At 54.2% G+C, this 14,090-nt stretch carries 13 protein-coding genes; 2 read left to right on the forward strand and 11 right to left on the reverse strand.

From position 1 onward, the window contains the following. Positions 1-8 precede the first annotated feature (8 nt). The 11 genes from AB5Y67_RS19225 to AB5Y67_RS19275 all read right to left on the reverse strand — a co-directional run bounded on the left by AB5Y67_RS19225 (position 9) and on the right by AB5Y67_RS19275 (position 12,361). Positions 9-1,100, reverse strand: coding sequence for a restriction endonuclease subunit S (locus AB5Y67_RS19225; protein WP_123174012.1), 1,092 nt, complete (start codon positions 1,098-1,100; stop codon positions 9-11). Next, positions 1,097-2,737, reverse strand: coding sequence for a class I SAM-dependent DNA methyltransferase (locus tag AB5Y67_RS19230; RefSeq protein WP_123174011.1), 1,641 nt, complete (start codon positions 2,735-2,737; stop codon positions 1,097-1,099). The genes AB5Y67_RS19225 and AB5Y67_RS19230 overlap by 4 nt, the downstream gene beginning before the upstream one ends. Positions 2,738-2,897: 160 nt before the next feature. Then, positions 2,898-6,302, reverse strand: a complete 3,405-nt coding sequence (locus AB5Y67_RS19235) for a DEAD/DEAH box helicase family protein (RefSeq protein WP_236271991.1) — start codon at positions 6,300-6,302, stop codon at positions 2,898-2,900. A 5-nt stretch (positions 6,303-6,307) separates the two neighbouring features. Next, positions 6,308-7,246, reverse strand: coding sequence for a restriction endonuclease (locus tag AB5Y67_RS19240; RefSeq protein ID WP_123174009.1), 939 nt, complete (start codon positions 7,244-7,246; stop codon positions 6,308-6,310). Positions 7,247-7,526: 280 nt separating this feature from the next. Beyond that, positions 7,527-8,021 (reverse strand): hypothetical protein, encoded by a 495-nt coding sequence (locus AB5Y67_RS19245; RefSeq protein WP_123174008.1) that lies wholly within the window; start codon positions 8,019-8,021, stop codon positions 7,527-7,529. Positions 8,022-8,023: 2 nt separating this feature from the next. After that, a complete protein-coding gene (locus AB5Y67_RS19250) occupies positions 8,024-8,716 on the reverse strand; it encodes an inovirus-type Gp2 protein (RefSeq protein ID WP_234832694.1) in 693 nt (230 codons plus the stop codon). A 55-nt stretch (positions 8,717-8,771) separates the two neighbouring features. Next, the gene (locus AB5Y67_RS19255; protein ID WP_123174006.1) at positions 8,772-8,987 is read right to left on the reverse strand and encodes an AlpA family transcriptional regulator; all 216 of its coding nucleotides are present in this window, start codon (positions 8,985-8,987) and stop codon (positions 8,772-8,774) included. A gap of 13 nt (positions 8,988-9,000) precedes the next feature. Beyond that, positions 9,001-9,216, reverse strand: coding sequence for an AlpA family transcriptional regulator (locus tag AB5Y67_RS19260; RefSeq protein WP_139400148.1), 216 nt, complete (start codon positions 9,214-9,216; stop codon positions 9,001-9,003). A gap of 70 nt (positions 9,217-9,286) precedes the next feature. Continuing rightward, complete coding sequence (locus AB5Y67_RS19265; RefSeq protein WP_164461909.1) at positions 9,287-9,937, reverse strand: hypothetical protein; 651 nt, start codon at positions 9,935-9,937, stop codon at positions 9,287-9,289. Positions 9,938-10,015: 78 nt separating this feature from the next. Continuing rightward, on the reverse strand, positions 10,016-11,314 hold the full coding sequence (locus AB5Y67_RS19270) for a site-specific integrase (RefSeq protein WP_123174004.1): 1,299 nt from the start codon (positions 11,312-11,314) through the stop codon (positions 10,016-10,018). Between the two features lie 183 nt (positions 11,315-11,497). Then, on the reverse strand, positions 11,498-12,361 hold the full coding sequence (locus AB5Y67_RS19275; RefSeq protein WP_042055361.1) for a YicC/YloC family endoribonuclease: 864 nt from the start codon (positions 12,359-12,361) through the stop codon (positions 11,498-11,500). 147 nt (positions 12,362-12,508) lie between these two features. On the opposite strand from AB5Y67_RS19275, the gene rph reads away from it, so the two are divergent. Both rph and pyrE read left to right on the forward strand, forming a co-directional pair. Continuing rightward, complete coding sequence (gene rph, locus AB5Y67_RS19280; RefSeq protein WP_005339589.1) at positions 12,509-13,225, forward strand: ribonuclease PH; 717 nt, start codon at positions 12,509-12,511, stop codon at positions 13,223-13,225. 75 nt (positions 13,226-13,300) lie between these two features. Then, complete coding sequence (gene pyrE / locus AB5Y67_RS19285; protein ID WP_010676102.1) at positions 13,301-13,954, forward strand: orotate phosphoribosyltransferase; 654 nt, start codon at positions 13,301-13,303, stop codon at positions 13,952-13,954. Positions 13,955-14,090: the final 136 nt, after the last annotated feature.

Raw genomic sequence — 14,090 nt, forward strand, 5'->3', positions numbered from 1 at the left:
CACTATTGTTATAACTGGCCGGAGAAGGCTTTTTGGCTTAAAGAATTGAATAAGGCGTTGGATTCCTGTTGGGATTTATCTAATATATTTCGCATATCCATTTGTTGCTTAAAGTAAGTCGCAAATTCACTCTGTTCACTAGGGCTGGGGGATGGAAGCATTGTTCGGCTCATTATTTCCATAGTGATGTATTTCGTATTACTGCCTTTTGATGAGTTTTTCAGATTGCTAAGTTGAAACTCCAATGCAAACTTAAAGAATGGATAGCTCCAATTCTCGTTCTTTAGTGACAATACATATGTGCGCTGATAGGCATTAAATTTACCTATGTAATGTTTAACATCGTAATCTGCTTGCGCGTTGTTCCCAGCTAACAATAGAGCTTCTTGGTCAAAGGCATAATGGTCAATGCGATAGACTTCTTTTGCACAGGTAAAGAAAGGATAGACGCCACTTTTTACTTCTGCGTTGGAGTTCAGTTTTCCAGTTTTAATGTGGAAGACCTCGGTCATTGGAAGTAATTTGCACCCCTTCGGGTTGGTGACGGGATCGCCGAACATATCGAGGAAGACGCTGCGCAGGAAATCATCGGCGAGGGCGATGGCTTGCTGGCGCTTCTGGCGGATGGCGTCGGCCTTATCCAGAATCGCGGCAATGCGTTTCTGCACTTCAGGTGAAGGAACAGGAATAAGTATCTTGGATGCGTCCCCTTTGGTTAATTTCGCTCTGGTTGCACCCTTTATATATGGGGTTACATCGTATCGTTGTAATACTCTATACAGGAAGTTAATATCAACCCCATCTTTTGGCTTTAGAACGTGAGCATGGTTGTTAACCCAATATTTCCCATTTGCGATATAAGCAATGTCTCTATTCGGATTTCCAAAATGACCTCCATCTTCAGCAAGCAAAATTAATGGCTCGTCAAAGATGTAATCATCAATGGTTCCCTGTGGTCCATTTGCACCGTAATAAATGAAGTCGCCTTCAGTTCGCTCCGATGCTTTTATTGGTTTCCTTAAGTTATCAAGAAAATCTACAGCTTTATCTAAAGAAACGATTGGCCATGACTTATCGAAATCGCAGGCTCGCAACATCATAACATTTTCTCCAGCTCTGCCAGATCGGCCAGAATTTCCGCTTCCAATGCCTTTAATTTCCCCAAAATGACCTTGGGGTTTTCATAGCTCTCCTCCTGATAGACAACCTCTTTATAGCGGTTGATGGAGAGATCGTATTTTTGGGCGGCTATCTCGGCCTTGGGCACGATAAAGGCTTGCTGGGTGCGATCCTGATAATCCCGCTCAACGCCCCCCTCGTCTTTCAGATGCTCGTTATTGGGGAACTGCTCGGCGAGCTGGCGGCTGAGCTGGTGGCCGATAAAGTTGCCGACCGGCATATGAGCCTGCTTGCGGTAGTGCTGCCAGCTTGAGACCAGATGGGGCAGATCGTTCTGGCTTATTGGGCTCCGCTTGTCATCGAGGCTGTAGCCGTCGTTTTGCAGGTCATAGAACCAGACATTGCTGGTAGCGCCGCCCTTGGTGAAGATGAGGATTGCGGTGGCGACCCCGGCGTAGGGCTTGAACACGCCGGAGGGGAGGTTGATCACCGCCTCCAACTGGTTGTGCTCCACCAGCAGCTCGCGCAGTTGCACATGGGCCCTGGATGAGCCGAACAGTACCCCCTGCGGCACGACGGTGGCGCTGCGCCCGCCGATTTTGAGCATTTGCAGGATGCGGGCGATAAACAGCAGCTCGGTCTTCTTGGTCTTGACCTTGCCGAGCAGCTTGGGGTCGATGTCCTCCTCGTCCAGGGTGCCGGTAAAGGGCGGGTTGGCGAGGATCAGGTGAAAGCCTTCGTTGCTGGCGTCCGGGAAGTGATCGCGAAAGCCCTGGCTGAGGGTGTCCTGATAGTGGATGTCGGGTTGTTCGACTCCGTGCATGATGAGGTTCATGGCAGCGATACGCAGCATGGTGGCGTCGAAGTCGTAGCCGTGGAACATGTCGGTATCGACGTGGTGGCGATAGTCGGCGAGCAGATCGCCGGCGAAGACTTGTTGTTCTTCCAGCTCGCCGCGTTCGTTGGCCACCAGCTGGCTGTGGACGTTGTCGGCACTGGTGTAGCGCTCGACGATGTATTCGTAGCTGTTGGAGAGGAAACCCGCCGTGCCGCAGGCAGGATCGCAGATGCGTTCATGGCGGGCGGGGTTGGGTTCCATCATCTCGACCATGGCGCGAATGAGGTGGCGCGGGGTACGGAACTGGCCGTTGATCCCGGCGGTGGTGAGCTTGGAGAGCAGGTATTCGTAGAGATCGCCCTTGGTATCGCCCTGATCGATGGGGAGGGATTTGATCATCTCCACCGCGCTGACCAGCAGGCTCGGTTTGACGATCTCCAGCCGGGCATTCTTCATAAAGTGGCTGAGGATGGAGCCCTCGTGGTTGAGGCTGCGGAAGTGATCGAAGACGCCGTCACGCACCGTCTCCAGCATCTCGTCCGCCCCCAGATTGGCGTAGCGGGAGAAGCGATAGTCCTGCTCGAACTCGGCAAAGCGGTGTTTGAAAGGAATGCCCGCCAGCACCTCCCGCTGCTCGTCCTTGCTCTCCTGCATGTCGAGCATGCGGGAGTACATCAGGAAGGTGATCTGCTCGATCACGGTCAGCGGGTTGGTGATGCCGCCGACCCAGAAGGCTTCCCACAACTTGTCGATATTACTTTTCAGTTCGCCGGTGATCATGATTGTTCCATACAAGATTGAGAGGCTGCTGGCGCGTCAGTGGGCGGCCAACAGACTAGAATAAGCGGCCCGCACAGGGCGGGCCATCAGTGCCAGATTGGAATGGCCGCGATTGTACCGCGATTTTTGGCGGGATGGGCATTGATGCTCCTTCCGCTTTTTAGGGCACCGCCTTTCCGGTTTCGACGGCAAACCCGTCGACGATGGCCTTGAGGGCCATGACTTGTGCCATATCGGGGAAAACCCCGGTCACCCCCTGACTGTTGACCGAGGTGAATGGCTGCTCGAACAGTTGCTTCATCTCGATGGTGCCAAAGGTGCGGATATGGTTTTTCAGCAGATCGAGGAAGCGCATCTGAACCGCACTGAGGTGATGTTCGGCGGCGAAGGCGGTGAAACGCGCGGCCACCGCCTCTCCATCCATCCCCACCAGGGTACGCAGGATCTTGTCGAGCCCTGCACTGGCTTCGGGATAGAAGTCGGTCAGTACCTTGATATCGACGTTGGGGTTTTGCACCAGCACCAGTTTGCGCAGTTCGTCCAGTTCCTGGTCGGTAACCGGCTGACCACGACGGATCTTTTGCAGCACCCGGTTGCTGTCAAACAGGGGTTCCAGCACGCCCTGTACCTGCTTGCGGTAGAGTTTGAAATCCACTGATTTGATATTGGTCTTACGCTGGCCGGTCTGATACTCCCCCTCGTCTTCCTTGATGTTGGTGACCAGCGGCGGGCTTGAAGGAGTGGGGGTTTTCTCCATCAAGTGCATGATGTCGCGCAGGGTGATGCGAGCGTGTTCCAGCTGATCGAAATCAGCCTGCTGCCACCAGAGCAGCTCGCGCAACTGATTGATCAGTTCGCCGTGTTGCTGTACCTGCGCCAAATGGGGCGGCAGCAGTTCCACCTTTTCCGCCACCTTGTGGTAGCTCTGCATCAACTGCTCCGGGTTGTCATAGAGCGCCTGCTGGGCGGCGATCATGTCCATATCAAAGCGCAGAGCATCACCTTGGCCGCGTACATCGAGCCACTGCATCAAGGGGGCCATTTCGGTGAGCAGCGCCTGCTGGGTAGCCGGTGAAAATTGCCGCAGCACCTTGGGATCGCTCAAGCGTGCCTTCTCTTTCCAGCGCTCTTGTACCGAGATGGATCTGTCATCCAGCGCATCGAGTTGGGAGCGCAGTAGCAGGGTCACCTTGTCGAGCGCATCCCGGTCAAATTTCTTCAAGGCGCTGCACCCTAGTTGCAACCAGGCCTCGAAGCGTTGCTGAGCGAGGGATTTGCTGACCGCAGGCTCCACCTCTTCGGGCTCCTGCTCGAAGTAGTCGAACACGCCCCAGTGATCGAAGATGCGGAACTTCTCCTTGTGCTTGCCCGGCCCGAACAGATCTTTGCACAGGCGGGTGCCGCGCCCGATCATCTGCCAGAACTTCACCTTGGATCGCAGCGGTTTGGCAAAGACCAGATTGACCACTTCGGGCACGTCGATGCCGGTATCGAGCATGTCTACCGAGATGGCGATGGTAAGGTCGTGGTTTTTGCCATCGCCCTTGAAGTCGTCGATCAACTGCTCGGCACGGGGGTCGTAGTTGTCGATCACCTGGCAGAACTTACCCGCAAACTGGGGGTATTGCTCATCGAACACGGCTTGCAGCAAGAGGGCATGCTGGTGGTTGCGGGCGAAGATGATGGTCTTGCCCGGCAACTGGCCATCCTTGTCCTTGATGCCATTCTCCATCAAGTTGCGCATGATGGCGGCATTGGTCGGCTTGTTGTAGATGGCCTTGTCGATACTCTGGGCATCGAAATCGAGCTCGTTGGGGTCGATGCCGTCATCTTCCAGTTGAGCTACTTGCTCATCGGTCAGATTGTCGCGTTTGATCCCCTCGCGCAGGAATTTGGTGGTGTGAGTCACCACCTCGTAGGGCACCAGATGATCATCTTCGATGGCCTTTTCCAGCGAGTATTCGGCGGTGGGCATCTTGTAGTCACAACCGAATAGCTGGCAGGTGGAACGGCTAACCATCTCGACTGGCGTCGCGGTCAGGCCCACTTGCAGGCAGTCGAAGTATTTGAACAGATCCCCGTAGACGTTGTAGATGGAGCGGTGGGATTCATCGGCCACGATGAGATCGAAATAGCCCACATCGAACTGCTCCATGATATTGAGCATGCCGGGATAGGTGGCGATAAAGATGCGGGCGGTCTGCTGGGTCGCCTTGTCACTGGAACCGACTACGCAGAGAGGGTCGCTGATAAATTCGTTGAAGGCGTTGCGGGCCTGTTTGCGCAGCTCCTTGCGGTCGCACAGAAAGAGCACCCGTTTCACCCAGCGGGCATCAAGCAGCAACTTGGTCAGGGCGATGGAGACGCGGGTCTTGCCGGTGCCGGTGGCCTGCACGATCAGGGCGCTGCGCTTTTTATTGCTGAACGATTCCGCCACGCGGCGAATGGATTCCAACTGATAGAGGCGAGTCCCGCCCCCGGCAATATTGGTGTCGATGGGGGTTTGCAACAGATCCTTTTTGCTGGTGCGCTGCTGGATCAGGTGTTGCAGGCTCGCCTTGCTGTAGAAGCCGAACAGGCGGCGTGGTGGATAGCCATGAGCGGGATGATCATCCCAGATAAAGATGTCGTAGCCATTGGTGTAGAAGATGACCGGGCGCTGACCGTATTTCTCCTCCAGCCAGTCGGCATAGAGCTTGGCTTGTTGGCGTCCTGCTTCGGCATCGACCTGAGTGCTTTTCGCTTCAATCACCGCCAGCGGCTGGTGGTTGTCATCCCACAACACATAGTCAGCGCGCCCCTTACCTGTCTTGGTGGGCTGCTTGAGGGTGGCTTCTTCCTGACTGACTTGTTCGGTATCGCTGCCATCATTCGAGATATCCCAGTTGGCATCGAGCAGGCGGGCATCGATAAGGCGGCGGCGAGTCTCGGCCTCGTTCATGTCGAGCAGGCTGACCGCTTGCTGGTTCTTCAGACGGGATTGTTCTAGGCGAGCTTTGAGCTCGTCGGCCTGCTCTTTGGCTTGCTGCAGGTCACGCAGAATAGCGATCTCACGCTCTTCGGCCGCCTTGAGGGCGGCACAGGCTTTCTCCAGCTCATGTGCCTTTTTCTTCAACGCATCTGTTGTCAGTTCAACGGGTTGCTGCGCTGGCTGGGTGAAACTGCCACATTCCTGCTGATTGCCGTTGTCGTAGCGGATATAGAGCCAGGCGGCGATCAGCCAACCCTCTTTGAGCAGCCAGACCGAGTGCTTCTGCTCGCACTTCTCGCCGTGAGCGGCTTTGTTGCCGTATTGGCGCAGGATATCGAGTTTCCCGTGAATGGGCTTTGGCATCAGGTCGACAAATACATCGTCCTTGATGAGATCGAACAGGTTGGGTCGATAGCCTTGGGGCAAACGCTCTTCCCGATAAATCCAACGCACGATCAACTCGACCATGTTGCGTAGTTTTACCAGTGAGGTCTCCGGGTCGTCGTAGACATATCTCTCCGCCATCGCCCCCAGATCGGCTATCTCGGGCCATTTGCGGCGCAGCATTTCGAAGTTCAGTGACTTGTTTGGCATGGTAGTCAATCTTCCAGAAAGTAATCCGAATCCAGGGTCTTGATGGTGAGGGTCTGGCGTGTGGTGACGCCGACGCCGTATTCAATCATCAGGGCGGCAAGACGAGCACCATCGATCAGCACGATGCGCTTCTCAATCAGTCCGACATACTCCTGCGCCTCACGGCTAAAGCTGGCGGTGGTGATAAAGACCCCTTTGCGGGCCTTGTGCAGATCCAGCGCCCCCGCGAAGGACTGGATCTCGGGACGTCCGACGGTTTTATCGGTGTAGCGCTTGGCCTGCAGGTAGATGGAGTCGAGCCCCAGTCGGTCTTCCTTAATGATGCCATCGATCCCGCCATCACTGCTGTAACGAGTGGTGCGAGCCGCATCCTGCTGGCTGCCGCCATAGCCCATGGCCACCATCAGATCGACCACCAGCTGTTCAAAGAAACGAGGGGAAAGGCCCAAGATCTCGGCAAGCAGGTCATCGGCAAGGGAGCGATTGATGGCAGATAGTGCCTGCTCAATCTGCTCTTGAGGGGTGCTGGCCTGCTCTGGTGTTGGCGTGTCTGTCGGGATCGCCATGGCTTGTTGCGTATTGCCTGCGCTCTCACTGGAGGCTAGGGTAAACGCCACGAACTCGTTGAATTGGGCCAGATAGTGGTTGTCGATAGATTGCCCCGATACCAGCGCCGCCTTACCCCGTTCGGTGATAAGGCAAATGCCCCGCTTGGGTTGCTCGATGAGACCCGCTTTGACCAGATAGGTCTTGGTCCAGCCAACCCGGCTGCGCAGCGTGGTTTGGCGGCCACTGGGCAAGGTGTCGGCCAACTGCTCAGGAGTAAAGGCATAGTGCTGGCAAACCCGCTCGAATACCTCACGTAGAGGGCGGGCGACACCATCGGCCAATACCTTGAGCACGGCAGGCATCATGGCTTCATAGCTGGGCAGGGTTTCTTTCATCGGGCGACCGGAGCGAGAAAAAACAGGGGGTTTATCTTGTCACAGCGACCTGCTTGGGGCCAGTGGATGGCATCTGGAGTGTGCGGGGGATCATTGCAAAGCACTATGAGATGGCTGGTGGACGATCTATATCCACCAGCCACCAGATGGGGGTCTGTGCGTGATTGATGATCACCTCATACCATAAGTGATCACGTAGCACAGACCTTACCTATTGATATTTATATGTATTTTTGTTGGTTGTGATTTTTTACATGCTCTCTGGGATTTTTTATTTTGGTTAACAATCACCTTTATGGATGTAGTGTCGAGTCGTGGAGGGGTTCAAATCATTCTCTTTTGCGTACTGGGCGATGGTGAGTTTCCTGAATGTTGATTGGTGTGCATAACGACGACAATGCATCTCCCAGATTGCACTCATTGGCTTGCGCGTTAACTGCTGCCGCGCATTCTTTTGATGTAGCTTATGCCGCTCGATATAGGCTTCAACCGTCATCCCGTTAGCGGCCAGCTCTTGGTTAAATTGCTTGCGATGTCGAGCCCAAAATTTTTGTCTAAGCGCGGCTACACCCACGCTCCTGAACTTTGTATAAGCCAGTCGCAACTCAAGGCCGTGCATCTCGGCATACTCCTTGATACTAATCCCCTTATGAAGCACTAACCTTGCCAGATTCTCTTGGTGATAACGCCAAAATCGCTTGCGCTGATAGAAACCCATTTGGCTCAATAAAGGGATTTCAGATGGAATCCTTGGGGCATAAATTCGCTTATGCATAGTTACTGCTTCCTGATACTACGGCTGATTTGGTAATCCTTGACAGCTGGTGGCCGGTCTCCTTTTGTTTCAGCTTTGGCCAAATAGCTCAAGCGGTAGATCAACGCTTGGAATCGCGGGATTTGACTGCGATGAACCCTGTAAAAGGGGCATTTGGGGAGACTCAAATAGCCGTGTTGCCAAATACACTCAGCGAGCTGCTTGATGGTGTTGGAGTGTCTGACTTTGTGCCCGTCCACCAGCAATGCGGTGTGGTAGTGTTGGGCAGTGGCATGGTTCTGTTCTCTCACCCAGATATACCCGTGGTAACAGCGGCCGTAATGCTTGCATAACTTGCGCTTTAGCTGTTTGAAAAAAAGGCTGACGAGCTTGTTATCCGGGCTCCATTGTTTCATTTTTAGCTCCAACCTGATCGCGATTAGTTTGCTAGATTTCTCATAGAACTGGCCGAGTAACTTGAATATGCCGTGCATGATGTCTTTACGGATCTGGTATCTGCAGATCACCGGCCAGTAATGACCACCGTACTCAAAATTAGGCTTAAGATATTCTCGAGAATTATTCTCAATAAAAGCCATATTATTAATATCCTGTTCTTGTAGGGATTGCCCCGTTGCTGGCAGCCCAGTCAGGTCAAGGCGTTGGGGCATGTTGGTTTCTGCCAACGTCAGGGAAAAAAACGTAATAAATGTCACAGGTTGTCACACTAAGAGCCCAAAAGAGGAGGCTCGAGGCCCCCATCACTGAGCGTTAATTACGCTTTAACATGGTGTTTATTGCTTCCCTATCCCAACCAATAAGCCGCTTGTTGTTATGCCTGATTGGTGCAGGCAGTTTGTGATGAGCCATCCAGCGATAGATGGTCATGCGAGAGCATCCAAATAAGGTGCATAGCTCTTTCATTTTGACGATCGGGATTGGTTCCGGTGCTGGGGGTTTCAGATAGTCCAGGATGTTGTTTCCCATCTGTTACCTCTTCTCAGCGTGTGTGGATCCAGACCAGCAGGTCTGAAAGTAGCCAGGCGCAGCTCGCACCCAGCTTTTTGCGTTTGGGAAATTCCCCCTTTTGTTCCAATACCCAGGCGTGAGTACGGGAGACGGTCGTGATGGCTTTACGCTCATTTTCCCGTACTAAACGGTCTTGGGGGTGGCCATAGAGCGCAAGGATTTGCTGGCGGTTAGTCTCTGAATACATGAAATCCCTCCGGTTAAAACTCATCAGCTGTTTGGGTTTGTTCGGAGGGATTTTGGGGTGTGCGTAGGTGTTATGAAATGCAGCTAGGGGGGTAGCTCATGTTCGAATGCTTATTTTTTGCGCACTGACGTTTATGTTCACTCACATAACTTTTAATAAATTCAAAGTATTCATCTGGGTCATTTTTGCTGCCAATATCTTTATATTCATGTGGGGATTTTTTGATGAACTCGAGGACTTCTCTCTCAATTAGCCGCGCACACTCTATAATTTTAAGTTTTGGATTTTCAATGAAGAGCGGGCGGGCAAGTCTTCCTATTTCATCGCGTAATGGTTGTCGTTTTTCTGAATTTTTTGCACCCCCTTTTCGGCCATACTCTTTGGCTTTGCGTGATGTTTTTTGCCGCAGCCGTTGATGAGGCACTGCACGTGCCAGCAGAACATCTCGAGTGGTCAAAGTGTGAATATGTTTGGCCAGGTGCCGAAGACCAAGGGCGCCCAGCCCATGACAGATATCTTGGTTCAACAACAGGTATGGTTCTTCGCCTTCGAATGGATTATCACCATCCAAACCCGCATCATCTCGCTTGGCTAATTCCGCCAACTCAAAAAAACTTTTTTTGCTACTGAGTTGCTGCAACTTAAGGTCGGCCCCTTCAAGCCAATCAAATGCAATTTTAACCTTCAGTAATGACTCTTTCAGTTCAGGATATTGCTCCATGATCTGCTTGATGGAGCTATTGAGCGGAAGTATGTCGAGTGGATTTGGTGCATGGTTCATAGTGCTAATGACTCAGCCTTATCTTGAAAGTTGCTTGGTGAAGGGAACGACATTCGGCATGTCGTTGATGATGGGTGTCAGCATGCAGGCTAATTTTTCAAATGCCTCCCTGCGTTCGTTCAGGTAATCGTGACGATTGTAGATCCCCTCAACACCTTTGAGCTTGTGGTTAAGGCAGCGCTCGGCAATGTGGCTTGGCACCCCTAACGATGCCAATAAGCTGCGGCAGGTCCGTCGCAAGTCATGGACAGTGAAGTGCTCCAGGCCAGCTTCACCCAGCATATTGGCAGTCGGTTGCTTCTTGCTGTCGACCTTCTGGCCAAACAGTTTGGCCAGGGCATGGTTAAGGGTGTCACTGGAGATATATCCGCGCCGTTTGCTGGCACGCCGAGATGGGAAGACATAGGGCGATCCGCAGGCGCGCACCTTTAGTTCGCTGAACCACTCCAGGCTGGTGGCACTCAGCGGTACGGTGATCGCCACCTCGGTTTTGCTGCGCTCTGCTGGGAGTCGCCATACTTGCTCGTCAAAATCGATCTCACTCCACATGGCGGCAATCAATTCGTTTTTACGCACACCAAGATGAACCAGCAAGGCGATCGCCAGGTAGTTCTCTCGGGCGAACTGGTCGCGATGCTTGCGTAGTACCCTGAACAGTACATCTAGTTCATCCACGCTCAGGATGCGATCCCGGCTTATTTCCAGTCCACCAGCATCTGACATGGTGAATGCTTGTGCTGGGCTGTAGTCAACCAAGTTGAGCTTGATGGCATGTTTGAACAGCTGCTTGCAGACCATCAGGGCATCGTTCGCTGTGGCCTTGCGCCCAGAGTTAGCGACTTTATGGATGATGGCGCGGATATCGCGGGCATTAACCTCTTTCAATGCCAGCTTGCCAATGTGTGGGGCTATCTCTTTCCGGTAGATACGCTGGGGGATTTGCGGGTTCTTCAGTCGTCGGCTGACATCATGCTGATACCAGTCGAGAAACAGCTGATCGACGGTTTTGATAATCTCTTGCTGATCGCGTTTGCGCTCTGCTGACGGGTCTTTGCCATTTTCTATGTCGGCATTTAGGCGGGAGGCCTCACCACGAGCCTGAGCCAGCGATAAATGAGGATATGACCCTATCGTGAACCAGACTCGCTTCTTAGCAAAGTTGGTATAGCGGAATACCCATTTACGGGTGCCGCTGGGGAGTCTTCGAAGGTACAAGCCATCACCCACGTTGATGTTATTGGTGGTGCCGAGTTTTCCCTCTTTCTCATCTTCAGCATCCTGTTCCTTGATCTTCTTGGTGAGTGTACTTGCTCTCATGCGCAGTCCTTCGACTAGTGGTATCACGTTCTCAAAAAAGTGGTATCACGTCGTATCGTGATACCAAACGTGATACCACTTTATCAGGACAGCTACGGACAGTTCAAATCACACAAAAACAACAAACCCCTGAAAATCAGGGGTTTGCGAGTCATGTGAAACAGCCTGAAACGGCCAAAAACATCATTCTATGTTCTGGATCTGCTCGCGCATCTGCTCGATGAGGACCTTCAGCTCGACGGCCGACTGGGTCACTTCGGCGTTGATCGACTTTGAACCAAGCGTGTTCGACTCGCGGTTGAACTCCTGCATCATAAAGTCGAGACGACGGCCACAGGCGCCACCTTTCTTCATGATCTTGTTGGTTTCGCTGATGTGCATCTCCAGGCGATCCAGCTCTTCGGCCACGTCAATCTTCTGGGCCAGCAGCACGATCTCCTGCTCGATGCGGGCCGGATCCAGCTCCACCTTGGCTTCGGCCAGACGGTCGGTGAGCTTCTGGCGCTGCCACTCGATGATCTGCGGCAGGTGGACGCGCACCTTCTTCACTTCCACCTGAATACCGGCCAGACGCTGCTCGATCAGCGCCTTGAGGTTGGCCCCTTCGCTGGCGCGGGAGGCGAGAAAATCTTCCATGGTCTGGTCAAAGCCGCCGAGCAGCTCGGTGGCGACCGCGTCCATGTCCTGCTCGGCGGCGGCCATGACGCCTGGCCAGCGCAGCACGTCGACCGGGTTGAGCTGGCCCTGGCCCGCCTCTTTCATTACCCAGTTGGCGCTGTCGATGATGAGCTTGGCCAGCTCTTCATTGATGTGCAGCTGGCTGGCTGCGGCCTGAGCGGCTTCAAAACGCAGGTTGCACTCCACCTTGCCGCGCTGCAGCTTGGCGCGGAAACGCTCACGCAGTACCGGCTCCAGGCTGCGCAGTTGCTCCGGCAGGCGAATGTAGGTTTCCAGATAGCGCTGGTTTACCGAACGAATTTCCCAAACGGCTGTGCCCCAGTCGCCCTTGAATTCCTTGCGGGCGTAGGCGGTCATGCTGTGAATCATTGATTGTTCCGGGCTTGATGAAGTGTGCGGCCAGTATACTCAGCCCGGCCCTGCTCGTCAGCCGATGCCGTGGTTTTAGCGGCTGATATTTGGGGCGGGATCACTTATAATCCCCCGCCAATTTGAGCCAGCCCAGAGGTCCGTTCCATGTCACGTCCAAGCGATCGCAGTGCCGCGCAACTTCGCCCGGTTACCATTACCCGCAATTTCACCAAACATGCAGAAGGCTCAGTGCTGGTGGAGTTCGGTAACACTCGCGTGCTCTGCACCGCCAGCGTTGACACCAGCGTGCCGCGCTTCCTGAAAGGGAAAAATCAGGGCTGGGTGACTGCCGAATACGGCATGCTGCCGCGCTCCACCCACTCCCGGATGAACCGCGAAGCGGCCTCCGGCAAGCAGAGTGGCCGTACTCTGGAGATCTCCCGTCTGATCGCCCGCTCCCTGCGCGCTGCGGTAGACCTGACTGCGCTGGGCGAGCACTCCATCACAGTTGACTGTGACGTGCTGCAAGCCGATGGCGGCACCCGTACCGCTTCCATTACCGGTGCCTGCGTGGCGCTGGTGGATGCGCTGAACTGGATGGTCGAGAAGGGGATGATCAAGCAAAGCCCGCTCAAGCAGATGATCGCCGCCGTCTCCGTCGGCATGTATCAGGGCGAAGCCATCTGCGATCTGGAGTACATCGAAGACTCCGCCGCCGAGACCGACATGAACGTGGTGATGACCGAAGATGGTCGCATCATCGAGGTGCAGGGCACCGCGGAGGCCGAGCCCTTCACCCATGAAGAGCTGCTGGAGATGCTGGCGCTCGCCAAGGGCGGCATCGCCGACATCATTGCGCTGCAGAAGCAGTCGCTCTCCTGATTTTAAAAACGCGGCATTGACCGCGTTTTTTTATACCCCCACACAAGACAACGACAAGCCAAGCAAGGAGCCAGAATGAAAGCCTACCAGCGTCAATTTATCGAGTTCGCCCTGGAGAAACAGGTCCTCAAATTCGGTGAATTTACCCTGAAATCCGGTCGTAAAAGCCCCTACTTCTTCAACGCCGGTCTGTTCAACAGCGGCCGCGATCTGGCCCGTCTCGGCCGCTTCTATGCCGCTGCTCTGATGGATGCCGGCATCGAGTTTGATGTGCTGTTTGGCCCGGCCTACAAGGGGATCCCCATCGCCTCCGCCACCGCCGTGCAGCTGGTGGAGCAGCACGATGTGGATGTGCCCTGGTGCTTCAACCGCAAGGAGGCCAAGGATCACGGCGAGGGCGGCAATCTGGTGGGCAGCCCGCTCAAGGGTCGCATCATGCTGGTGGACGACGTTATCACTGCCGGCACAGCCATCCGTGAATCCATGGATCTGATCCAGGCCAACGGCGCCTCGCTGGCCGGCGTGCTGATCGCGCTGGATCGTCAGGAGAAGGGCAAGGGCGAGCTCTCCGCCATTCAGGAGGTGGAGCGTGACTACGGCGCCCACATTATCGCCATCATCCAGATGAGCGACCTGATCCAGTATCTGGAAGAGAAGCAGGCCGAGCAGCCGGAGCTGGCGGCGCAACTGGCGGCCATGAAGGCTTACCGCGCCCAGTACGGTATCTGAGTCGCAGTTCACACCGCACAATAGTTGAAGGCGGCGCCCGTTGGCTCTCTGGCAGCAAACGGGCGCCGTTTTTTCATCTGCAAAAAGTGGATCATGTGGCTTGAGTTTACCCTTACAGTAAAGGTTATGGTTTGCC

This window comes from Aeromonas sp. s12, from assembly GCF_040907925.1.
Taxonomy (GTDB): domain Bacteria; phylum Pseudomonadota; class Gammaproteobacteria; order Enterobacterales; family Aeromonadaceae; genus Aeromonas; species Aeromonas veronii.

Bases quoted from the DNA above. Each gene is read 5' to 3' on its own strand.
- AB5Y67_RS19275 (WP_042055361.1), bottom strand. From the start codon at position 12,361: ATGATTCACAGCATGACCGCCTACGCCCGCAAGGAATTCAAGGGCGAC.
- AB5Y67_RS19265 (WP_164461909.1), bottom strand. From the start codon at position 9,937: ATGGAGCAATATCCTGAACTGAAAGAGTCATTACTGAAGGTTAAAATT.
- AB5Y67_RS19260 (WP_139400148.1), bottom strand. From the start codon at position 9,216: ATGTATTCAGAGACTAACCGCCAGCAAATCCTTGCGCTCTATGGCCAC.
- AB5Y67_RS19225 (WP_123174012.1), bottom strand. From the start codon at position 1,100: ATGATGTTGCGAGCCTGCGATTTCGATAAGTCATGGCCAATCGTTTCT.
- AB5Y67_RS19255 (WP_123174006.1), bottom strand. From the start codon at position 8,987: ATGGGAAACAACATCCTGGACTATCTGAAACCCCCAGCACCGGAACCA.
- AB5Y67_RS19230 (WP_123174011.1), bottom strand. From the start codon at position 2,737: ATGATCACCGGCGAACTGAAAAGTAATATCGACAAGTTGTGGGAAGCC.
- AB5Y67_RS19240 (WP_123174009.1), bottom strand. From the start codon at position 7,246: ATGAAAGAAACCCTGCCCAGCTATGAAGCCATGATGCCTGCCGTGCTC.
- AB5Y67_RS19235 (WP_236271991.1), bottom strand. From the start codon at position 6,302: ATGCCAAACAAGTCACTGAACTTCGAAATGCTGCGCCGCAAATGGCCC.
- pyrE (WP_010676102.1), top strand. From the start codon at position 13,301: ATGAAAGCCTACCAGCGTCAATTTATCGAGTTCGCCCTGGAGAAACAG.
- AB5Y67_RS19270 (WP_123174004.1), bottom strand. From the start codon at position 11,314: ATGAGAGCAAGTACACTCACCAAGAAGATCAAGGAACAGGATGCTGAA.
- AB5Y67_RS19245 (WP_123174008.1), bottom strand. From the start codon at position 8,021: ATGCATAAGCGAATTTATGCCCCAAGGATTCCATCTGAAATCCCTTTA.
- rph (WP_005339589.1), top strand. From the start codon at position 12,509: ATGTCACGTCCAAGCGATCGCAGTGCCGCGCAACTTCGCCCGGTTACC.